Below are 19,389 nucleotides of genomic sequence, written 5' to 3' on the forward strand. Positions count from 1 at the left end.
GCCCTGTATCCCCCAGTCTGGGGCGGGCATACTGACTCCCGTCTTAACGAGGAGGTTCAGATGCCATCCCCCCTGATTGTGATTGCCCAGCTTGACGCCAAACCCGAATTCGCCGCCCAGTTTCGCGCTGCCCTCGAGCCGCTGATCGCCGCGACCCTGCAAGAGCCGGGGTGCCTTCGCTACCAGTTGCATCAGAGCCTGGAGAGCCCCCATAGCTGGATGCTGTACGAGGAGTGGGAGAGTGAAGCCGCCCTGCTCGCCCACCAGCAGCAGCCCCACTACATCGCCTTTGCCAGCCTCGCCTCCCCCTGGTTTGCCAACCGGGTCGTGAGCCGCTACCGGCGCGCCTGACTGCCTCCGCCCTCGGCGCAGGCAAAGCCCATCATTTGAGCGTAGAAACAATAACTTGAGGAATTTGATGATGAAGATGCCCAACCTGGGTCTTGGAACCTTCCGCCTGAAAGATCAGCCCCTTCGCGACTCCCTGCTCCAGGGGCTGGAACTTGGCTACCGTCATATCGATACCGCCCAGATCTATGACAACGAGGCCGAAGTCGGCCAGTTGATGAGCGAGAGTGGCGTGCCCCGCCAGGATATTTACCTGACCACCAAGGTGTGGACCAGCGAGTTCGGTCCGGGCAAGGTGATCCCGAGCCTGGAAGTGAGCCTGGAAAAACTCGGCACCGACTATCTGGATCTGGCGCTCATTCACTGGCCCTCCCCCCAGGATGAGGTGCCGATGGCGGTCTATCTGGAGCAACTCGCCGAGGCCAAAGCCCGGGGCCTGACCCGGGAGATCGGGGTCTCCAACTTCACCGTGGCCCAGCTTAAACAGGCGGTCGAGATCCTGGGGCCGGGCGCCATCGCCCACCAGCAGGTGGAGATCCACCCCCTGCTGCAAAACCGCAAGGTGGTCGAGTTCTGCCAGGAGCAGGGTATCGCCATCACCGCCTATATGCCGCTCGCCTATGGCAAGGTGCTCGCCGAGCCGCTGCTGATGGAGATCGGCAAGCGCCGCGGCGTCTCGGCGGCCCAGGTGTCGCTGGCCTGGCTGCTGGCCCAGGGTATGACGGTGATCCCGAGCTCTACCAAACGGGAGAATCTGGCCGCCAACCTGGCCGCACTCAAGGTACGGCTCAGCAGCGACGAGATGGCGCAGATTGCCACCCTGGATCGGGGTGAGCGCTGCGCCAACCCGGACTTTGCGCCGGATTGGGATTGATCCCCCTCATCCCCAGCCCTTCTCCCGCCAGGGGAGAAGGGAGCAAATAAGGCTCAATGACATTCTTCAGCACCAGCGGGAGGCACAATGCCTCCCGCTTTTTTTGTCCCCAATACCGCGCGTCACCGCCGCCCGAGTCCTCCTCCAACACCTTCCCTCAATCCTTTACCTCTTACCTCATTTCTATTTCCTCTTTTCTCTCTGTCCCGGCTCGCTCTGCACGGGTTGCCGCCGTGCGCGTTGTCTCTGCACCCACCTCGCGCGCTACGGCCGCTCTTGCCGCAGTTGCCTCGACCACTCCCAATACCCCATTTCACGGCCCCATTGCTGCTGATTTGGCAAAAGTAATTTGACGTTGCCGTCATTTTTACCAACAAACACCCTCGGCATACTGGCGCCATTCTCCCGTCGGGAGTCCCAATCCAAGGAGTTGTTATGCCACTGGCGTTATTTGCCCTCACTTTAAGTGCCTTTGCCATAGGCACCACCGAATTCGTGATCGTGGGGCTCATCCCCACCATCGCCGAGCAGCTCAATGTCTCGCTCCCCTCGGCGGGCCTCCTGGTCAGCCTCTATGCCCTTGGGGTGGCCATCGGCGCCCCCGTGCTCACGGCACTCACCGGCAAGCTGCCGCGCAAGTGGCTGCTGGTGGGGCTGATGGCCCTCTTCACCGTCGGCAACCTGCTGGCCTGGCAGGCCCCCGGGTACGAGAGCCTGATTGTCGCCCGCATCCTCACCGGGCTGGCCCACGGGGTCTTCTTCTCGGTGGGCAGCACCATCGCCACGGGTCTCGTGGCCAAAGAGAAGGCGGCCAGCGCCATCGCCATCATGTTCAGCGGCCTCACGGTCGCCCTGGTGACCGGCGTCCCGCTTGGCACCTGGATTGGTCAGGTCTTTGGCTGGCGCGAAACCTTCCTGGTGGTGAGCCTGCTCGGCCTCGTCGCCATGGTGGGCAGCCTGCTGCTGGTACCGGGGAACCTGCCGAAGGGGGCCGCCTCCAGCGTTCGCGAGCAGCTCTCGGTGCTTACCAGGAAACCCTTGCTGCTGGTCTACGCCAAGACGGCGCTCGGTTACGGCGGTGCCTTCACGGCGTTTACCTTCCTCGCCCCCATCCTGCAACAGGTGAGCGGCTTTAGCGCCGGCGCGGTCAGCCTCATTCTGCTGGTGTACGGGGTATCGGTCGCCGTCGGCAATATCTGGGGCGGCAAGCTCGCCGACCGGATGGGCCCGCTGCCTGCCCTCAAGCTGCTGTTTGCAGGTCTCGCCGTGGTGCTGCTGGTGCTCACCTTCACCGCACCGCACCCGGTGCTGGCGGTACTGACCGTGCTGGTGTGGGGCGCCTTCGCCTTTGGCAACGTGCCGGGTCTGCAGGTACTGGTGGTGAAACAGGCCGAGCGCCACACCCCCAATGCCGTGGATGTGGCCTCCGGCCTCAACATCGCCGCCTTCAACGTCGGCATTGCGCTGGGCTCCGTGGTCGGCGGTTTCGTGGTGGAGCACCTCGGCCTGATGCACACCCCCTGGATTGGTGCCCTCATCGTGCTGCTGGCCTACGGCCTCACCCATGTCAGCGAAGCGGGCGAGCGCCGCGCCGCCCTTGCCTGACCCCCGGGCAAGCAAAAGGCCGACACCCTGTGTCGGCCTTTTTTTCATGGGCAAGATGCGAGGCTCAGGGCTCCTTGAGATCCTCATCGGCAGCCCAGCGCGCCTCCAGCCAGAGCAGGTTGACCAGCCCGCAGAGCAAGGCGAACCCCAGCCCCAGCAACCAGGTGAAATACCACATATCGCATTGATCCTTGTGTTGAAGCGGATTAGTAGAGGCTGTGGCCGTGCTGGCGCACCTGCTCGGCGCTGACCCTGCCGCGCACCACCCGGTAGACCCAGAGGGTGTAGCCGATGTTGACCGGCATCAGTACCCCGACGATCCCCAGCATGATAAGCAGGGTGCGCTCGCTGGAGGTGCTGTCCCACAGGGTCAGGCTGCTGGCCGGATCCAGGGACGAGGGCAGCACGAAGGGGAAGAGCGCGATGGCCACGGTCAGCATCATGGCGGCGCAGGCACCGCCGCTGGCAACGAGCGCCAGCCCGGACTTGCCGAGGCGGCTTGCCAGCGCGCACACCAGGGGCAGCAGGAGCCCGAGCACAGGCACGGCCCAGAGCACCGGATGGGCGACAAAGTTGCCAAGCCAGCCCGCCGGCACCGCCACCACCTCTTTCATCAGCGGAGTGAGGGCGCCGTTGAGATCGCCGATGGCCGTGATGCGATACCCCGCCATCTCCCCAAGCCAGACGCCGCCAAGGGCAAAGAGGGCGCTCGCCAGGGGGCCGAGCCAGAGGGCGAGGCGGGCGCTGCGCGCTGCTATGGCCCCCTGGGTCTTGCACTGCAGGAAGCTGGCACCGTGCAGCAAGAGCAGCGCCAGCGCCGTCCCCATGGCGGTCAACAGCAGCGGCCAGTGGAACGCAAAGGCGCCATAGTGGATGCGAAGGGCCGCATCGAAGCGAAACGGCAGCCCTTGCAGCACCAGGCCAAGGGTGGCACCAAACACCAGGGTCGGCAACAGACCACCCACCACCAGGGCGCGGTCCCACCAGCGGCGCCAGACCGGGTCCGGCAGCTTGCTGCGATAGTCAAAGCCCACCGGGCGCAAAAAGAGACCGAACAGCAGGAACATGAAGGGCACGTAAAGCGCCGAGAAGGCGGCGGCATAGACCAGGGGCCAGGCGGCAAACAGGGTTCCGGCACCGGCGATGAGCCACACCTGGTTGCCCTCCCACACCGGCCCTACGCTGTTGAGCAGCACCCGCCGCTCGTCATCCGTCTTGCCGACCACGGGCAGCAGCATGCCGACCCCGAGATCGAAGCCATCCATCACCACGAAGCCGACCAGCAGGAAGAGCACCAGCCCCCACCAGATCACTTTCAGGGTTTCGTAATCCATCAGGCAGGACTCCCGTTTTGCAACACTTCACCTTGATAACGACCCGTCTGCAGGCTGGCAGGCCCTTTGCGGATCACATGACGCAACAAGAACAGCTCCACCACCAGCAGGCTGCTGTAAATGAAGAAGATGGCGATGAGGCTGAACCAGAGCTGCCCCGGTTGCAGCAGGGAGACGGAGGCCGACACCGGCAGCACGTCGCTGATGGTCCAGGGCTGGCGACCGAACTCCGCCACGAACCAGCCCGCCTCGATGGCAATCCAGGGCAGCGGAATAGACCAGAGCAGGGCCCTGAGCAGCCGCGGGGATTGCACCAGCCTGCCCCGGCACAGCTGCAGGAAGGCGGCGGCAAAGAGTGCCAGCAGCGCCACGCCGATGCCCACCATCAGGCGAAAGCTCCAGAACAGTTGCGCCACCTGGGGGATGGAGTCCTCCACCGCCTTGGCGATGGCCCCCTCGTCCGCCTTGCCAATCTCCTTGGCATAGGGGGTGAGCAAGAGGCCGTAGCCCAGATCGCCGCGGTGGCGCTCGAAGGTGGCGCGGGCCGCCTGGTTGCTGCTATCTGCCTGCATCGCTTCGAGCGCCTCGTGGGCCAACATGCCGCTGCGAATGCGCGCCTCGTGCTGCGCTTTCAGATCTTTGAGGCCCGTTACCTGTTCATCCAGGGAGCGGGTGGCGATGATGCCCATCAGATAGGGGATCTTGATGGCCGCGTGGGTGGTCTCGGCACGCTGATCCGGCAGGCCGAACAGGGTGAAAGAAGCCGGGGCGGGCTCCGTCTCCCACTCCGCCTCGATGGCGGCGAGCTTGACCTTCTGCACCTCCCCCGAGCGATAGCCCGACTCGTCCCCGAGCACGATGACAGAGAGGATGGCCGCGAGGCCAAAACCCGAGGCGATGGCAAAGGATCGCAGGGCGAAGCGCATCTCCATGCCGCGCAGCAGATACCAGCTGCTCACCCCCATCACGAACAGGGAGGCCGCTACATAGCCCGCCGCCACCGTATGGACGAACTTGACCTGGGCCACCGGGTTGAAGATGACCGCGGCCACATCCACCAGCTCCATGCGCATGGTCATGGGGTTGAACTCGGCGCCGACCGGGTTTTGCATCCAGCCGTTGGCGATGAGGATCCAGAGGGCGGAGAGGTTGGAGCCGAGCGCCACCAGCATGGTCACCAGCAGGTGCTGACCGCGGGAGAGTTTGTCCCAGCCGAAGAAGAAAAGGCCCACCAATGTGGATTCGAGGAAGAAGGCCATCAGCCCCTCCACCGCCAGCGGCGTGCCGAAGATATCGCCGACATAGTGGGAGTAATAGGCCCAGTTGGTCCCGAACTGGAACTCCAGGGTGATCCCGGTGGTCACCCCCATCACGAAGTTGATGCCAAACAGCTTGCCCCAGAAGCGGGTGATGTCCTTGTAGATCACCTTGCCGGTCATCACGTAGGCCGACTCGGCGATCACCAGGATCCAGGACAGCCCCAGGGTGAGGGGCACAAACAGAAAGTGGAACATCGCCGTCGCCCCGAACTGTATTCGGGAGAGGCTGACCACATCATCCAGGCTTATCATGCATGACTCTCTATGTTGCATTTAACGGACAGGTTTTCGCCCGCCAAGTACACCATGGTCCATGACACATATAACAGATGCAGTTATAGTGAAAAACACCTATAACAGTTTGGGCCCACCATGTCCCGCTACGGCCAGTTGGCAGACCAGCTGCAACAGCAGATCACGAGCGGGCTCTGGCAGCCGGGGGAGCGCATCCCCTCCATCCGCCAGAGCTGCAAGACCCATGGCCTCAGCCCCATGACGGTGCTCCAGGCCTATCAGTTGCTCGAAAGCCGGGGCCTCATCCTGGCGCGGCCCCAGTCCGGCTACTACGTCAAGGCCGCGAGCACGGCCCGGCGGGAGAGCCAGCCCCAGCAGGCCCGCTACAGCGGCTCGGTGGACATCAACGATCTGGTGTTCGAGGTGCTGCAGGCGAGCAAGTCACGGGAGCTGGTGCCCCTTGGCATGGCGGTGGCGGACCCGACCCTCTTCCCCCACCCCCAGCTCGGTCGGGCCCTCGGCAGTTGCATGCGCCGCCTCGATCCCTTCAGCACGGTGGCAGATCTGCCCCCCGGCAACGAGGCACTGCGCCGCGCCATCGCCCGGCGCTACGCCGGCGAGGGGATGGCGGTGGATCCCCAGCAGATCATCATCACCACGGGGGCCATGGAGGCGCTTTCCCTCAGTCTTCAGGTGCTGACCGAGCCCGGCGACTGGGTGGTGGTGGAGTCCCCCACCTTCTACGGCGCTCTGCAGGCCATCGAGCGGCTCAAGCTCAAGGTGGTGGAGATCCCGGTGATCCCCGGGGTGGGCATCGATCTCGCCCTGCTGGAGGAGGCCCTCGCCCAGCGCCCCGTCAAGGCGTGCTGGCTGATGGGCAATGTGCAGCACCCCCTCGGCCACACCATGCCCGATGAGCACAAGCAGGCGCTGATGGGGCTGCTCAACCGCCATCAGGTCCCCCTGGTGGAGGATGACGTCTATGCGGAGCTCTATGTCGGGCGCGAGCGGCCAAGGCCCATCACCCATTGGGATGCGCGGGGAGAGAGCCTGCTGTGCGGCTCCTGGACCAAGTGTCTGGCGCCGGGCTTTCGGGTCGGCTGGGTGGTGGCGAAGCGCCACGCCGAGCGCATCCAGCGGCTGCAACTGATGTCGACGCTCTCGACCAATGTGCCCAGTCAGCTGGCGCTGGCCGACATGCTGCGCCAGGGCGGGGTGGACGCCCACTTTCGCCGCCTGCGCCACACCCTGGCTCAGCGCCAGCAGCAGATGCGGGCGGCCCTGATGCGCCTCTTCCCCGAGGCGCGCATCTCCTCCCCGGACGGAGGCTACTTTCTCTGGCTCGAATTTGACGCCCGCCTCGATGGCCGGGCGCTCTATGCCAGCGCCATCGCGCAGGGCGTCTCCATCGCCCCCGGGGCCCTCTTCTCCAGCCAGGGCCAGCACAACCACTGCCTGCGCCTCAACAGCTCCCATCCCTGGAGCCCGCAACTGGACGCGGCGCTCAACCGGCTTGCGGACCTCATCGCCCGGCAACGGGAAACCTGGCAGAGCCCCCCTGACGCCTCACACGACAAGGGCCCGTAACGGGCCCTTTTGCAAGCGAATGCGCCTTATCTGGCCATGGTCTGTGACTGGGCCTTGAAACCCAGTCGCTCGTAGAGGGCCCTGGCCCGCTCGTTGAAAGCCATCACCTCCAGGCGCAACTGGCTTGCACCCCGTGCCTTGCCCCACTGGTCCCCGTGGGCGATCAGCGCCCGGCCGATGCCCCGGGAGCGGAGCCCCTCATCCACCACCACGGTCGTGATGCGGCAGACGGGCAGCTTGCTGAGAAAGGGGACGCTCTCGTTGAGGTCGATGCGGGCGGTGAGAAAACCCGCCACCTCCCCCGCCACCACCGCCACGCAGAAAAGACGCGCCTCGTCGGCTATGGCGCCGAGCAAGAAGGCCCGGTCCTCCGGGGACGGGGGGCAGAACACCTCGGGCACCTGCTCGAAGTGGAGCTGACCTATCTGCCGGTTCAGGGCCAGAATGGCGTCGATATCCTGTTCAGTTGCCTTGCGAATGTCCACCTGATGCTCCTTGCAGTGAGGGTCGCCAGCGAGGAAAGAGGCTCGGCGGTCACCCTTTGGAACCCGCATCTTATCGGCTCGTCACGGCAATCAACAGCCCCCGGCAACGACAAGGCCCCATGACGGGGCCTTGTGGACAATCCTGATGGCAATGCGGAATCAACCCGGCGCCCCCAGCTGGGCCACCTGGCGCTCTATGCTCCCCTTGAGGTTGTCATCCAGCTTCAAGGCACGCGCCAGCTCGTCCAGATAGCCGCGCTCCATGAAGTGATCCACCTCGATGGTGAGCAGGGAGGCGAGGTAGACCTCGGTCGCCAGCTCCATGTCGGTCACTTCTCGCGCCAGGACATGGGGGTCGAGGGGGCGGGAGAGCTCGGCGTCAATCCAGCGGGCCGCATCCCGCTCCCCCTGTTCGGTCAGGTACTCCTGGATCTTCTGGCGCTCGGCGGCATCGATGTGGCCGTCGGCCCGGGCCGCCGCCACCATGGCACGCACCAGCAGATTGGCGCGGGCATCCAGGGCCTTGCCCTCCAGGGTGTCGAGGGGCTGGGTCGGCTGGGCCGGGGTGGACTGCTGGGTCTGCCAGTCCTGATAGAGTTTGTAGGCCAGCCCCCCGAGAGCTGCCGCCCCCCCCACCGCCGCCACCTTGGTGCCATATTTGCGCATCTTTTTGTTGCCAAGCAGCAGCGCCATGGCCCCGGCGGCCAATCCCCCCTGCGCCATGCCCTTCATCTGGGCCTTGCGCGTGTCACCACCGTCGTTGAGCCAGCCCTTGCCAGCTCCCATCAATTGCTCCAGCATCTGTTTCATGGGGCCTCCTCGCTCGCGTGATGAGTCATGCTGGGCCGCCTGCGCTGAACTCAAGGTGAATGACGACGCAGACAAGAAGAGGCGCTGGTTGGATCAGTGCCGGCCCCGACCGCTGCTATTGTCCCCGGGGGACAGCCAAGGAGTCCCCCCTTGCCTCGACATAAGGAAGTACCATGAGCGCCCGTGAACTGACCCTGCAATTTCTCGCCGAACCCGCCGATGTCAACTTTGGCGGCAAAGTCCATGGCGGCATGGTGATGAAGTGGATTGACCAGGCCGGCTACGCCTGCGCCGCCGGCTGGTGTGGCGGCTATGCCGTCACCGTCTATGTGGGGGGCATCCGCTTCTTGCGCCCCATCCAGATAGGCCAACTGGTGGAGGTGCACGCCAAGGTGATCCACACCGGCACCACCAGCATGCACCTGGCGGTGGATGTCTACAGCCGCCACCCCACCGACCCGGAGCGGCGCAAGACCACCCACTGCATCATCATCTTCGTGGCCATGGACGAGCATGGCAAACCCACTCCGGTGCCCCAGTGGCAGCCGGTGAGCGAGAGCGATCTGCAGTTGCAGCAGTACGCCAAAAAGCTGATGGCCCTGCGCGAGGAGCTGGACAAGGAGATGCGCCAGCACATGTGACCCGTCCCGCCCCGGGCAGCCGGGGCGTGTCTTCGCGCCGCCGGGCGCTATAATGGCGACCACCCTTGCCCTTGAGAACCCAAGATGTCCCTGGAAAATGCCCCCCCCGAGGTCCAGCTCGCGGTGGATCTGATTGAACTGCTGGAAACTAACCACATCGCCCCCGCGCTGGCCCTGGCGGCACTCGCCATCGTTCGCCGGGATTATGAGCGCAAGCTCGAGGAAGGTCGGGAGGCCTGAGCGCCCCCGCAGGAGGCACCATGTCAGCCCCCATTCGCATCGAACAAGGCCGCGCCATGCTCCTCGGGGGGTTGCGCCGTCACCACCCCTTCGAGCAGGGGGACTTCGCCGGCCAGTGGCGCGACCTCAGCGCCCTGCTTCCCCTGCCGGGCCAGCTCGGTGAGCACGCCTATGGCGTCATCTGCGCCGCCACCGACACCCACTGCGAATACCTCTGCGGGGTGGAGGTCGCCGCCCTGGAGGTGCTGCCTCCCGGGCTTGGCCGCATGCGCATCGCCCCCCAGACCTACGCCATCTTCTTGCATCAGGGGCATGTCACGACCCTGCCGCACACCTGGCGCCAAGCCCTGGCGTGGCTCGCGCAATCGGACTATCAATCTGCCCAGCAGCCGGACTTCGAGCGCTACGGCGCCCGCTTTGACGCCGCCACCGGCAGCGGCGAAGTGGAAATCTGGCTCGCCGTGGTACCAAAACAGGCCCTGGCCTGACCCCTGGCCACCCGGGCTACCTCGGCCCCATCACCTCGTCACAGAGCGCGATCAGCGCCTCCCCCAGCCGGGCGAGGGGCTCGCTCGTGCCCGGCCCCTGGTGCAGGGCCAGCTCCACCGAGCGCACCGCAGGCCAGTGGGCCAGCACCACCTGATCCGGTTGCAGCAGGCGCGCTGGCAGCAGGCTGACCCCGATCCCCGCGCTCACCGCCCCTTGCAGGCTGGCGAGACTGCCGCTCACGTAGGCGATGCGCCAGGGGATCCCCTCTGCATCCAGGGCGTCGGTCATCTGGCGCCGGTAGAGCCCCTCGCTTGGAAACACCACCAGAGGCAGGGGGTCGCGCCCGGCGGCGGGCCACTCCCGGCTGTCAACCCAGGCCAGGGGCTCGCGCCAGCGGGCGATGGGCTCCCCCTGGCCGCGCCCCTGCTTGATGAGGGCCAGATCCAGCTCTCCCCCTTCGAATGCCTGCCACAGGGCATGGCTGAGATCGCTTTGCACCTCCAGCCGCACCTGCGGGTGCGCGCGGGCGAAGGCGGCCAGCACCGGGGTCATGGCCCCCGCGGCAAAATCCTCCGGCACCCCGAGGCGCAGGGGGTGGCTCGCCTCGCTCACCCGCTCCCCCGCCCGGGCCAGCAACCCCAGGATGCGGCGCGCCAGCCCGAGCAGGGTCTCCCCCTGGGCCGTGGTCACCACCTGGCGGCCGGATCGGTCGAGCAGGGTGCAGCCCAGCTGCTGCTCCAGGCGGCGCATCTGCTGGCTCAGGGTGGACTGGGTGAGGTGGATACGCTCGGCGGCGCGGGTAAAGCTGCCGGTTTCGACGATGGCGACGAAGCTCTGCAGCAATTGGGGGTCCAGCAGGGGGCGCTCCATGGGCAATCTCCATTTATAAAACCACTGGAGGTCATTTTATCATTTAATTTCCAAATGATGCGGCGACCCTCTAGGCTGCTGTCCTCCCCCTTCTTTGCCAGGATATGACCATGCCACCCCCTTCCCAGTCCGGTGCCCGCCTCCTCAACTCCCTCACCGCCGTCTCGGCCCCCAGCCATCAGGAGTGGCTGGAGCAGGCCCTGCACCTGGCCCTGACCCATCGCCAGCAAGGGGGGCGCCCCTTCGCCGCCCTGCTGGTGAGGGAGAACCGGCTGGTGGCGAGCGCCGTCAACCGCATGCTGGAGGCGGGGGACCCCACCCGTCACGCGGAGCTGGAAGCGCTGCGGGAAGGGAGTCGCCAGGGGCCGCTGGCCGGGGCCATCGTCTATGCCAGCGGGCACCCCTGCCCCATGTGCCTGTCGGCCCTGGTGATGAACGGCATCCAGGCGGTCTACTACGCCTTTGACAACGACGATGCCGCCCCCTTCGGCTTTGACAGCCGCGCGGCCTACGCGGCCCTGCGACTGCCGCTGAGTCCGCCGCCCCTGCCCCTCATCAAGCTGGCGAGCCCCATCGCGGCTGAAACCCTCTACGGTCCCCTGCCCCATGCATAAGCGCCGCCTCCCCCCGGGCAGCGGCGCCTTGCTGGTGCTGGTGATCCTCATCGCCCTCAACCTGCGCCCCTTCCTCACCGCCATCGGCCCCCTGGCCCCTCGCATCGACGCGAGGCTGGCCCTCGGGGTAGATACCCTGGCCTGGGTCACCCTGCTGCCCCTCTGGCTTATCGGGGTCGGCGTGCTGCTCACCCCGGCGCTCCTGGGTCGCACGGGCCCGCGCCCCCTGCTCGGGACGGCCCTGCTGCTGCTCGCCCTTGGCAGCGCCCTGCGCGTCGACCTGGCGAGCGGCGCCCTGCTCATCGCCAGCGCCGCCCTGTGCGGGCTGGGCTCGGCCCTGGTGCAGGGGGTGCTGCCCGGCCTCATCAAGGAGGGGTTCGCCCAAAAGGTGCCCCTGGTGATGGGGATCTTCTCCGCCTGCATGATGGGGGGCGGGGCGCTCGGGGCCGTGCTCACCCCGCGCCTTGCCGAGTATCTGGACTGGTCTCGGGCGCTGGCGCTCTGGGGCCTGCCGGTGCTGCTGGCCCTCGGCTGGCTGGCCTGGCGGGTGCCCCTGCCCGCCCCGGTCAGCACGCCCGCCCCCACCGGGGAGCAGCGGCTGCTCCCCCTGCCCCGCACCTGGCTGCTCATCGCCTGTTTTGGCATCATCAACAGCGGCTACGGCATCGTCGTGGCCTGGCTGGCCCCGGCCTACATGGCGGCGGGCTGGAGCGCCCAGCAAGGGGGCGAGCTGGTGGCCTGGCTCGCCCTGGCCCAGACCGCGAGCGGCCTTGGCCTGCCTCTGCTGGCAGCCGGTCGGCTGGACCGCCGCCCCTGGATGGCGCTGGCCATCGCCATGCAGCTGGCGGGCTTTGGCGGCCTCTGGCTCGCTCCCCAGACCGCCCCCCTGCTCTGGTGTTTGCTGTGCGGCGCCGGGCTTGGTGGGAGTTTCTCCCTCATCATGGTGATTGCGCTGGATCACCTGCCCGACCCGCGCCGGGCGGGCGCCCTCTGCGCCCTGATGCAGGGGGTCGGCTTCATGGTGGCGGCTACCGGCCCCTGGGTGGCGGCCCGCCTGCACCATGCAAGCGGTGACTTCGCCGCCGCCTGGCAGTGGCAGCTCGGCGCCCTGGTCCTGATGAGCCTGCTGGTGGTGCGTCTCAACCCGCGCCACTACCCAAGGGCCATGGGCCTGCCCCCGGAGCAGGCCATGGCTGTGCAGACGGCAGGCCACAAGCCTGCCTGATCCGGCGAGCACCGGCCTTGGGGGCCAGAAAGCACAACACCGGCCTTGGCCGGTGTTGTTCATCAGGGTGCGGGAAGGCCTGGCGCTCAGCGCCCCTTCTTCTGGCGCCCGCCCTGCCCTGGCCGCGGTTTGCCCGGGGCGGGTTTGCCCCCCTTGCCGGGCGCGCTTTTACCTGCTGCCCCTTTGCCCGCCCCGCCCTTGCCTGCGGGGCTCTTCTTCTCGAACGCCTCGGGGCCCGGCACATTGGGCCGCCCGCCAATCTCGTGATCGTCGCTGCGCCGCGGCTTCTTGCCCTGGGCCGGGGTGCCAGCCGCAGCCGCCTTGGGCTTGGCAACCTGAGCCCCCTTGGCCGGTTTGGCCTCGGAGGAGGAGTCCTCAATCAGCTTGAACAGCTCGATCAGCTCGTCGTCGGTGAGATCGCGCCACTCCCCCACCGGCAGCCCCTTGAGGCTGACGTTCATGATGCGGATGCGCTCGAGCTTGGTCACCTCAAAGCCGAAGTGCTCGCACATGCGGCGGATCTGGCGGTTGAGCCCCTGTACTAGCGTGATGCGAAACACGAAGGGGGCCTCTCGCTTCACCTTGCACTTCTTGGTGACGGTGCCGAGGATGGGCACCCCGGCCGCCATGCCCCGGACGAACTCGTCGGTCACCGGCTTGTCCACGGTCACCAGGTACTCTTTCTCGTGATCGTTGCCCGCCCGCAGGATCTTGTTCACCAGATCCCCGTGGTTGGTAAGGAAGATGAGCCCCTGGGAGTCCTTGTCGAGGCGCCCTATGGGGAAGATGCGGGTGCTGTGGTTGACGAAGTCGACGATGTTGTCCTTCTCCCCCGCCTCCGTGGTGCTGACGATGCCCACCGGCTTGTTGAGGGCGATGAAGACCAGGCTGTCGGCTTCGCGCGGCTCGATCACCTGGCCGTTGACCTTGACCAGATCCCCGGCAAACACCTGATCCCCCACTCCGGCCCGCTTGCCGTTGATGAAGACGTTGCCCTGCTCGATGAAACGATCGGCCTCACGACGTGAGCAGATGCCGCTCTCGCTGATGTATTTGTTCAGGCGCATGGATTCATCGGCCAGCATGGGTCACCTCCCGGGTCGGATGGGCCTTGAGAATGGCTGGCTGGATCAGCCGCGCTGTGGTCGGGTTCGTCTGCATACAACTCCATGAAATAAGGGCCTGCGCCCTGCATGTTCGGCAAAAAACGCCGCTACAGTAGCACATTGCACGCGCCCGCGCCCGGCCCCGTCGCACCCTGGCCGCTGGCTCACAGGGGGTGCTTCCCCTGATGCAGCAGCAGGCCCCCCATTATCCAGCGTGCGGTGACGCCGCGGCCCTGATTGGGCTGCACCGCGCACTCCCCGCCTCTTTTCACTTCATGGTGCTCACTTCATGGGCCGGGCCCCCACCGCCGAAGATAGGGTGCGGCCTTCGGCAGATAGCCAGATGATCTAACGCTTGATATTTATCCAGAAAAAGTGCATAAAAAGATTTTGATCATCGCGAATTATCTGCTCTGACCCGCCGACGACGGGAAATGACACCCCCATCGGGGCGCAACAACGGGCCCCTTGAGCCCCGCGAACCCTGAAGACGGGCATGATCCCCTCTCTGGCAGGACGCCACTTTCATCATTCACGACAGGAGTTAAAGATGAGTCATTCCCTCTCCCAGGAGGCCTTCCTGGCCCAGGTCGCCAGCCGCAACCCTCACCAGCCCGAGTTCATCCAGGCCGTGAGCGAGGTGATCGCCTCCATCTGGCCCTATGTGGAGCGCCACCCCCGCTACCTGCAACACGGCCTGCTGGAGCGACTGGTGGAACCCGAGCGCCTGGTGCAGTTTCGGGTAAGCTGGGTGGATGACCAGGGCCAGGTGCGGGTGAACCGCGGCTACCGGGTGCAGCACAGCTCCGCCATCGGTCCCTTCAAGGGCGGCATGCGCTTCCACCCCTCGGTGGATCTCTCGGTGCTGAAATTCCTCGCCTTCGAGCAGACCTTCAAGAACGCCCTCACCACCCTGCCCATGGGCGGCGGCAAGGGGGGCAGCGACTTCGATCCCAAGGGCAAGAGCGAAGGAGAAGTGATGCGCTTCTGCCAGGCCCTGATGCTGGAGCTCTATCGCCACCTGGGGGCCAACACCGACGTGCCGGCGGGCGACATCGGGGTGAGCGGGCGCGAGGTGAGCTACATGGCGGGCATGATGAAGAAGCTCACCAACAGCGCCGAGTGCGTCTTCACCGGCAAGGGACTCTCCTTTGGCGGCAGCCTCATTCGTCCGGAAGCCACCGGCTACGGCCTGCTCTACTTTGTCGACGCCATGCTGGCCCATCGCGGCCAGTCCCTCGATGGCCTTCGGGTCTCGGTGTCGGGCTCGGGCAACGTGGCCCAGTACGCCATCGAGAAGGCGATGGCCCTCGGCGCCCGCGTCATCACCGCCTCCGACTCCGGCGGCACCGTCTATGATCCGGACGGCTTCACCCCCGAGAAGCTGGCCCGCCTGATGGCGCTTAAAAACGAGCAGCGCAAGCGGGTCGCCGATTACGCCCATGAACTCGGGCTCGAGTTCTTCAGCGGCCGTACCCCCTGGCACCTGGCGACCGACGTCGCCCTCCCCTGCGCCACCCAGAACGAGCTGGATGCCGAAGATGCGGCGCAGCTTATTGCCAACGGCGTGCAGCTGGTGGCCGAGGGGGCCAACATGCCCTCCAGCGCCGCCGCCATCCGTCTCTTCCACGAAGCAAAGGTGCTGTTCGCCCCGGGCAAGGCGGCCAACGCCGGCGGGGTTGCCACCTCGGGCCTCGAGATGAGCCAAAATGCCCAGCGCCTCTCCTGGACCCGGGAGGAGGTGGACGCCCGCCTCAAGGGGATCATGACCAGTATCCATGCCACCTGTGTCCGTTACGGTCAGGATGATGACCATGTGAACTACGAAAGCGGCGCCAATATCGCCGGCTTCGTCAAGGTGGCCGACGCCATGCTGGCGCAAGGGGTCTGCTAGTCACGCCATTTCCCGTGACATCCCCCAAAGCAACAGGGCAGCCCATGGCTGCCCTGTTGTGTTATCTGCATAGCTGTTGCTTTAACCTGGGCGACGCAGGTTGCATGCCCGACGCCACTTCACGCTCGCTTCACCCAGCCATGACACCCTCCCCCCTCTTCCATACGTGAACGAGAAGAACGAGATGACAACGACCATAGGCGCCCTGCTGATCCTGGCCGGGGTCGGCTGCTTTCTGGTATTCAACCTGCTGGGCACCACAGTGGATGCACAGGGATTCCTGCACGAGCCCTTCGCCCTGCTGCCCCTGGGCTATCTGCTGCTCTTCACCGGCATGGTACTCAGCTTGCTCCCGCTACTGCGCAGGGCCCTCGCCAAAGGGGAAGAGAACCGGCCCTGATGCGCCAGGAGCTCAGCAATAGCGGCTGATCTCGATGAGGTTCTGATCCGGGTCCAGGCAATAGACCGATTCGATGGGGCCACAGGCACCGCTTTTCATCACAGGCCCCTCCACTATCTCGACTCCTTGGCTCGCCAGTTGGGCCATCACCTGATCCAGGGGCCAGCGGGTGATGAGGCAGAGATCCCCCGACCCCACCTGCGCCCGGTTGCGCGGCTCCTCCCCCAGCAACTGCAGATTGATCTTCTGGTTGCCAAAGCGCAGGGCCCGGCGCCCGGCCCCGAAGGTGATGGGCTCCATCTTGAAGGCGCGACTGTAAAAGGACACCGCCCGCTTTATGTCGCTGACCGTCAATACCAGATGGTCGATATGGCTGATCATGGTCTCTCCCTGTGGTGGTGATTGCCGCACCATCATACCCACCCGCCTCAATAGAAACTGTGGCATGGTGCACAGGGGGGCTAACCACTTATTTTTACTAGGGAAATACCTTAACGCACGGCGGCACACGCCTTGTCACGCTGGGCCAGCAGGGTTTCGTCGTCGCTCTCCATGGCCGCCAGAATGGCCTGATTGCAGGCCCGCTCCGCGAGCTTCCCCGGGCTCTGCTGGGCATCGGCGATCTCCGCAATCATGGGGCGATAGCCGATGGCGGCCGAGCAGTACATGGTGCGGTACTTGGGAAGCTGCCAACTGCTGTCGTCTTGCCGTGTCAGGTCATCGCACAGTTTGCCAAACAGTGCCTGCGCCTTGACCGTGCACTGACTGAAGCGCCGCACATCTTGCTCGTAGGGACGGCAGACACTTTGCTGTTTTATCTGCCAGAGCTGGAAAGAGAAGGGAACCTGCTCTCCCTCATAGGGCACTACCAGCGTTTTTAGCTCGGTGCCATAGATATCCGTCACCTGTTGCTGCACCAGATTGAGATAAGCCGAAAAAAGATAAGATATTGGATCCATCACCACCTCCCTGTGGTTCGCCTTCTCTATCTTCGCCGCCCATGGCTAGATAGATCTTCAAATGGGCAAAATTAGATAACAGCTTACTGATTTAGCTAAAAAAAATGATACCCTGCCTACTCCCTCTATGCACAAGATTCAAGGTCAGTCACCATGCAGCAATGTGGTATTTATGAACAACTCATCACACAACTGTTGGCATCAAGACTAGATCGATCGCATTTCTACATCGGGGAACGACAACTGGAGTCTGCGGAGGCCGCAGTCTGGTTATCACGATTCCTAACTCGTGTGTTGGAATATGCAGTAGGCTCGGTCACTGGCGATGACCCATTACAACGGCAGATTGAGCTGGCTAACCAGTTATTGCTTTGGCTAAAAGATCGCATACAAGACCCAGACTTTATTGGCGAGAACCTTATCGACAGTCAGGGAAAAATTCTGACGGCGCTCTACCAGTTGGATAACCCCATCTCTGCCAATTTAAAGCAATATGCCGAAGATATTTTTCCTCTGACCGGTCTAACGCAAAGTGAGCTGTTCTGCGGCAGCAATGCGGGTTTGTCGATGGAGTCAGAGATTAAACGGGAGATATTATCGGTAGATAGCATCTGCTGGCTGGTCTCATTTATCAAGTGGGCAGGTATCCGTATTTTCCGTCATGAGCTGGAAGAGTTCACTCGCAGCGGCCGCCAATTAAAAGTAATTACTACCTCTTATATGGGGGCGACCGACGCCAAGTCAGTTGAATTTTTAGCCAGCCTCCCAAATACCGAAGTCAAACTCAGCTATAACACCCAGCGCGAGCGGTTGCATGCCAAGAGCTATCTCTTTTGCCGAAATACCGGCTTTCATACCGGCTATATAGGTTCCTCCAATCTCTCTCACTCTGCCCTCACCAGCGGCTTGGAGTGGAACCTAAAAATCACCTCGCAAGAGATCCCTCATATTATCGAGAAATCCCTGAGTACCTTTGAAACCTATTGGGAATCCGATGATTTTGAGCTGTTTGATGGCAAGCTCGAAAGCCGTACAAAATTGCAGCATGCACTGCAAGAGGCCCGTGGGGATGGGGACAGAAATATCCCTGCCTATTTCTTTGATATCACGCCGTTTCCCCATCAACTGGAGATCCTTGAACAATTGGCGATGGAGCGCGCTTTACACCAGCGCTTTCGTAACTTGGTGGTAGCGGCTACCGGTACAGGGAAAACTCTGATCTCCGCCTTTGATTTTGCGCGTTTTCTGAAAACCAAACCCGATGCCAAGTTCCTGTTTGTCGCCCATAAAGAGGAGATCTTGCGCCAAGCATTGGCCTCGTACCGCGGAGTGCTCAAGCAATACAATTTTGGCGAACTCTTGGTCGGCGGCGCCGTGCCAACCCACTACCGTCAACTATTTGCCTCGGTGCAATCCTTGAATAACCAGCTGGCTAATTTACGTCTTAGCCCCGACTATTTCGATTACATCGTCATTGATGAGGTTCACCATATTGCGGCGGCCAGTTATCGCGGTCTGCTCGCTGCCTTTGAACCTCACATTCTGTTGGGATTAACCGCAACGCCAGAGCGCCATGATGGCGGTGATATTCTTGCCGACTTTTGTGGTGTCATCGCAGCAGAGATCCGCTTGCCCGAGGCCATCAATCGTCGCCATCTCTGTCCGTTCCAATATTTTGGTATCGATGATGATACTGACTTGCGCCAAGTGGCTTGGAAAAATGGCCGTTATGACATCACTGAGCTCACCAATATCTATACCCACAATCAGCAGCGGGTACAGAAGATAGTCCAGAGCCTCAATGAGATCGTCACCGATATTACCAAGATCAAAGCACTGGCATTTTGTGTGAGCCGTGAACATGCCAACTTTATGTGCAAAGCATTTTTATTGAAGGGCATCAAGGCTGACATCCTCACCAGCGATAACCGAGACGAGCGACATAGTAAGCAACAAGATTTGCGTACCGGCGTTATCAATATTCTCTGCGTGGTGGACATCTTCAACGAAGGGGTTGATATCCCGGAAGTCGATACCTTGCTGTTTTTACGACCAACGGAAAGCCTCACCATCTTCTTGCAGCAATTGGGGCGCGGCCTGCGACTGGCGAGCGATAAAGAGTGCTGCACCGTATTGGACTTTGTTGGGAATGCCCGTGCTGAGTATGACTTTGCCCAGAAGTTCCGGGCACTGGTGGGTAAAACCAATACATGTACAGGACCTTAAGCGTTGAGTCCCTTTAAAACTCCTTCCAAGGTCCTGTTCTGTATCGATTTTCTCTGCTTGGTTCGGCAAGCGTTCTTGGCCAAATAATCAGCTGCCCATTCCAGTCTTTCCCTTATTTCTGTCAGCGCT

At 63.6% G+C, this 19,389-nt stretch carries 20 protein-coding genes and 2 pseudogenes; 12 read left to right on the forward strand and 10 right to left on the reverse strand.

What is annotated here, in order from left to right:
* Positions 1–60: 60 nt before the first annotated feature.
* From J9892_RS09725 to J9892_RS09735, 3 genes are all read left to right on the forward strand, one after another.
* Complete coding sequence (locus tag J9892_RS09725) at positions 61–351, forward strand: putative quinol monooxygenase (protein WP_041212774.1); 291 nt, start codon at positions 61–63, stop codon at positions 349–351.
* Between the two features lie 67 nt (positions 352–418).
* Positions 419–1,222 (forward strand): 2,5-didehydrogluconate reductase DkgB, encoded by an 804-nt coding sequence (gene dkgB, locus J9892_RS09730; RefSeq protein WP_041212773.1) that lies wholly within the window; start codon positions 419–421, stop codon positions 1,220–1,222.
* Between the two features lie 435 nt (positions 1,223–1,657).
* Positions 1,658–2,827 (forward strand): MFS transporter, encoded by a 1,170-nt coding sequence (locus tag J9892_RS09735; protein WP_010674208.1) that lies wholly within the window; start codon positions 1,658–1,660, stop codon positions 2,825–2,827.
* A 64-nt stretch (positions 2,828–2,891) separates the two neighbouring features.
* On the opposite strand, the gene J9892_RS09740 is transcribed toward J9892_RS09735, so the two are convergent.
* From J9892_RS09740 to J9892_RS09750, 3 genes are read right to left on the reverse strand one after another with little or no spacing between them, the layout of a single operon-like run.
* Positions 2,892–3,005: a CydX/CbdX family cytochrome bd oxidase small subunit gene (locus tag J9892_RS09740; protein WP_010674207.1), complete on the reverse strand. Its 114-nt coding sequence runs from the start codon at positions 3,003–3,005 to the stop codon at positions 2,892–2,894.
* A gap of 28 nt (positions 3,006–3,033) precedes the next feature.
* Positions 3,034–4,161 carry a cytochrome d ubiquinol oxidase subunit II gene (gene cydB / locus J9892_RS09745; RefSeq protein WP_042015906.1) on the reverse strand — a complete coding sequence of 376 codons (1,128 nt, stop codon included), beginning with the start codon at positions 4,159–4,161 and terminating at the stop codon, positions 3,034–3,036.
* A complete protein-coding gene (locus tag J9892_RS09750) occupies positions 4,161–5,732 on the reverse strand; it encodes a cytochrome ubiquinol oxidase subunit I (protein ID WP_246876654.1) in 1,572 nt (523 codons plus the stop codon). The genes cydB and J9892_RS09750 overlap by 1 nt, the downstream gene beginning before the upstream one ends.
* A 120-nt stretch (positions 5,733–5,852) precedes the next feature.
* On the opposite strand from J9892_RS09750, the gene J9892_RS09755 reads away from it, so the two are divergent.
* A complete protein-coding gene (locus tag J9892_RS09755) occupies positions 5,853–7,301 on the forward strand; it encodes a PLP-dependent aminotransferase family protein (RefSeq protein ID WP_103859097.1) in 1,449 nt (482 codons plus the stop codon).
* A 26-nt stretch (positions 7,302–7,327) separates the two neighbouring features.
* On the opposite strand, the gene J9892_RS09760 is transcribed toward J9892_RS09755, so the two are convergent.
* Positions 7,328–7,786, reverse strand: coding sequence for a GNAT family N-acetyltransferase (locus J9892_RS09760; protein ID WP_010674203.1), 459 nt, complete (start codon positions 7,784–7,786; stop codon positions 7,328–7,330).
* A gap of 159 nt (positions 7,787–7,945) precedes the next feature.
* A complete protein-coding gene (locus J9892_RS09765) occupies positions 7,946–8,596 on the reverse strand; it encodes a tellurite resistance TerB family protein (protein WP_042015902.1) in 651 nt (216 codons plus the stop codon).
* Between the two features lie 173 nt (positions 8,597–8,769).
* Between J9892_RS09765 and J9892_RS09770 the strand changes: the two genes are divergently transcribed.
* From J9892_RS09770 to J9892_RS09780, 3 genes are all read left to right on the forward strand, one after another.
* Positions 8,770–9,237: an acyl-CoA thioesterase gene (locus J9892_RS09770; RefSeq protein ID WP_010674201.1), complete on the forward strand. Its 468-nt coding sequence runs from the start codon at positions 8,770–8,772 to the stop codon at positions 9,235–9,237.
* 84 nt (positions 9,238–9,321) lie between these two features.
* Positions 9,322–9,477 carry a pleiotropic regulatory protein RsmS gene (rsmS, locus tag J9892_RS09775; RefSeq protein WP_010674200.1) on the forward strand — a complete coding sequence of 52 codons (156 nt, stop codon included), beginning with the start codon at positions 9,322–9,324 and terminating at the stop codon, positions 9,475–9,477.
* 20 nt (positions 9,478–9,497) lie between these two features.
* Entirely contained in the window at positions 9,498–9,965 is a 468-nt protein-coding gene (locus J9892_RS09780; protein WP_052815113.1) for a GyrI-like domain-containing protein, read from the forward strand.
* A 16-nt stretch (positions 9,966–9,981) separates the two neighbouring features.
* Here the strand turns inward: J9892_RS09780 and J9892_RS09785 are convergent, their stop codons facing one another.
* On the reverse strand, positions 9,982–10,824 hold the full coding sequence (locus tag J9892_RS09785; RefSeq protein WP_029314296.1) for a LysR substrate-binding domain-containing protein: 843 nt from the start codon (positions 10,822–10,824) through the stop codon (positions 9,982–9,984).
* Between the two features lie 116 nt (positions 10,825–10,940).
* On the opposite strand from J9892_RS09785, the gene J9892_RS09790 reads away from it, so the two are divergent.
* Positions 10,941–11,450: a nucleoside deaminase gene (locus J9892_RS09790; RefSeq protein ID WP_103243402.1), complete on the forward strand. Its 510-nt coding sequence runs from the start codon at positions 10,941–10,943 to the stop codon at positions 11,448–11,450.
* Entirely contained in the window at positions 11,443–12,675 is a 1,233-nt protein-coding gene (locus J9892_RS09795; protein WP_210538238.1) for an MFS transporter, read from the forward strand. Before J9892_RS09790 ends, J9892_RS09795 begins: the two co-directional genes overlap by 8 nt.
* An 86-nt stretch (positions 12,676–12,761) precedes the next feature.
* On the opposite strand, the gene rluF is transcribed toward J9892_RS09795, so the two are convergent.
* A complete protein-coding gene (gene rluF / locus J9892_RS09800; RefSeq protein ID WP_042865226.1) occupies positions 12,762–13,760 on the reverse strand; it encodes a 23S rRNA pseudouridine(2604) synthase RluF in 999 nt (332 codons plus the stop codon).
* 571 nt (positions 13,761–14,331) lie between these two features.
* On the opposite strand from rluF, the gene gdhA reads away from it, so the two are divergent.
* Both gdhA and J9892_RS09810 read left to right on the forward strand, forming a co-directional pair.
* Positions 14,332–15,675 (forward strand): NADP-specific glutamate dehydrogenase, encoded by a 1,344-nt coding sequence (gene gdhA, locus J9892_RS09805; protein WP_210538239.1) that lies wholly within the window; start codon positions 14,332–14,334, stop codon positions 15,673–15,675.
* A 184-nt stretch (positions 15,676–15,859) separates the two neighbouring features.
* The gene (locus J9892_RS09810) at positions 15,860–16,075 is read left to right on the forward strand and encodes a DUF3955 domain-containing protein (RefSeq protein WP_103244655.1); all 216 of its coding nucleotides are present in this window, start codon (positions 15,860–15,862) and stop codon (positions 16,073–16,075) included.
* Positions 16,076–16,087: 12 nt separating this feature from the next.
* On the opposite strand, the gene J9892_RS09815 is transcribed toward J9892_RS09810, so the two are convergent.
* Both J9892_RS09815 and J9892_RS09820 read right to left on the reverse strand, forming a co-directional pair.
* Entirely contained in the window at positions 16,088–16,456 is a 369-nt protein-coding gene (locus tag J9892_RS09815; protein ID WP_103243405.1) for a VOC family protein, read from the reverse strand.
* A gap of 110 nt (positions 16,457–16,566) precedes the next feature.
* On the reverse strand, positions 16,567–17,034 hold the full coding sequence (locus J9892_RS09820) for a hypothetical protein (protein ID WP_103243406.1): 468 nt from the start codon (positions 17,032–17,034) through the stop codon (positions 16,567–16,569).
* 153 nt (positions 17,035–17,187) lie between these two features.
* Between J9892_RS09820 and J9892_RS09825 the strand changes: the two are divergent.
* Positions 17,188–19,242: pseudogene (locus J9892_RS09825) on the forward strand (DEAD/DEAH box helicase family protein); the annotation flags it as partial.
* Positions 19,243–19,256: 14 nt separating this feature from the next.
* On the opposite strand, the pseudogene J9892_RS09830 reads toward J9892_RS09825, so the two are convergent.
* Positions 19,257–19,389 (reverse strand): annotated as a pseudogene (locus J9892_RS09830) (IS4 family transposase); the annotation flags it as partial.

Source organism: Aeromonas sp. Prich7-2, from assembly GCF_017939255.1.
Classification (GTDB): Bacteria; Pseudomonadota; Gammaproteobacteria; order Enterobacterales; family Aeromonadaceae; genus Aeromonas; species Aeromonas caviae.

Coding starts and splice junctions, on each gene's coding strand:
- J9892_RS09725 (WP_041212774.1), top strand. CDS start 61: ATGCCATCCCCCCTGATTGTGATTGCCCAGCTTGACGCCAAACCCGAA.
- dkgB (WP_041212773.1), top strand. CDS start 419: ATGATGAAGATGCCCAACCTGGGTCTTGGAACCTTCCGCCTGAAAGAT.
- J9892_RS09735 (WP_010674208.1), top strand. CDS start 1,658: ATGCCACTGGCGTTATTTGCCCTCACTTTAAGTGCCTTTGCCATAGGC.
- J9892_RS09740 (WP_010674207.1), bottom strand. CDS start 3,005: ATGTGGTATTTCACCTGGTTGCTGGGGCTGGGGTTCGCCTTGCTCTGC.
- cydB (WP_042015906.1), bottom strand. CDS start 4,161: ATGGATTACGAAACCCTGAAAGTGATCTGGTGGGGGCTGGTGCTCTTC.
- J9892_RS09750 (WP_246876654.1), bottom strand. CDS start 5,732: ATGATAAGCCTGGATGATGTGGTCAGCCTCTCCCGAATACAGTTCGGG.
- J9892_RS09755 (WP_103859097.1), top strand. CDS start 5,853: ATGTCCCGCTACGGCCAGTTGGCAGACCAGCTGCAACAGCAGATCACG.
- J9892_RS09765 (WP_042015902.1), bottom strand. CDS start 8,596: ATGAAACAGATGCTGGAGCAATTGATGGGAGCTGGCAAGGGCTGGCTC.
- J9892_RS09770 (WP_010674201.1), top strand. CDS start 8,770: ATGAGCGCCCGTGAACTGACCCTGCAATTTCTCGCCGAACCCGCCGAT.
- rsmS (WP_010674200.1), top strand. CDS start 9,322: ATGTCCCTGGAAAATGCCCCCCCCGAGGTCCAGCTCGCGGTGGATCTG.
- J9892_RS09780 (WP_052815113.1), top strand. CDS start 9,498: ATGTCAGCCCCCATTCGCATCGAACAAGGCCGCGCCATGCTCCTCGGG.
- J9892_RS09790 (WP_103243402.1), top strand. CDS start 10,941: ATGACCATGCCACCCCCTTCCCAGTCCGGTGCCCGCCTCCTCAACTCC.
- J9892_RS09795 (WP_210538238.1), top strand. CDS start 11,443: ATGCATAAGCGCCGCCTCCCCCCGGGCAGCGGCGCCTTGCTGGTGCTG.
- rluF (WP_042865226.1), bottom strand. CDS start 13,760: ATGCTGGCCGATGAATCCATGCGCCTGAACAAATACATCAGCGAGAGC.
- gdhA (WP_210538239.1), top strand. CDS start 14,332: ATGAGTCATTCCCTCTCCCAGGAGGCCTTCCTGGCCCAGGTCGCCAGC.
- J9892_RS09810 (WP_103244655.1), top strand. CDS start 15,860: ATGACAACGACCATAGGCGCCCTGCTGATCCTGGCCGGGGTCGGCTGC.
- J9892_RS09815 (WP_103243405.1), bottom strand. CDS start 16,456: ATGATCAGCCATATCGACCATCTGGTATTGACGGTCAGCGACATAAAG.
- J9892_RS09820 (WP_103243406.1), bottom strand. CDS start 17,034: ATGGATCCAATATCTTATCTTTTTTCGGCTTATCTCAATCTGGTGCAG.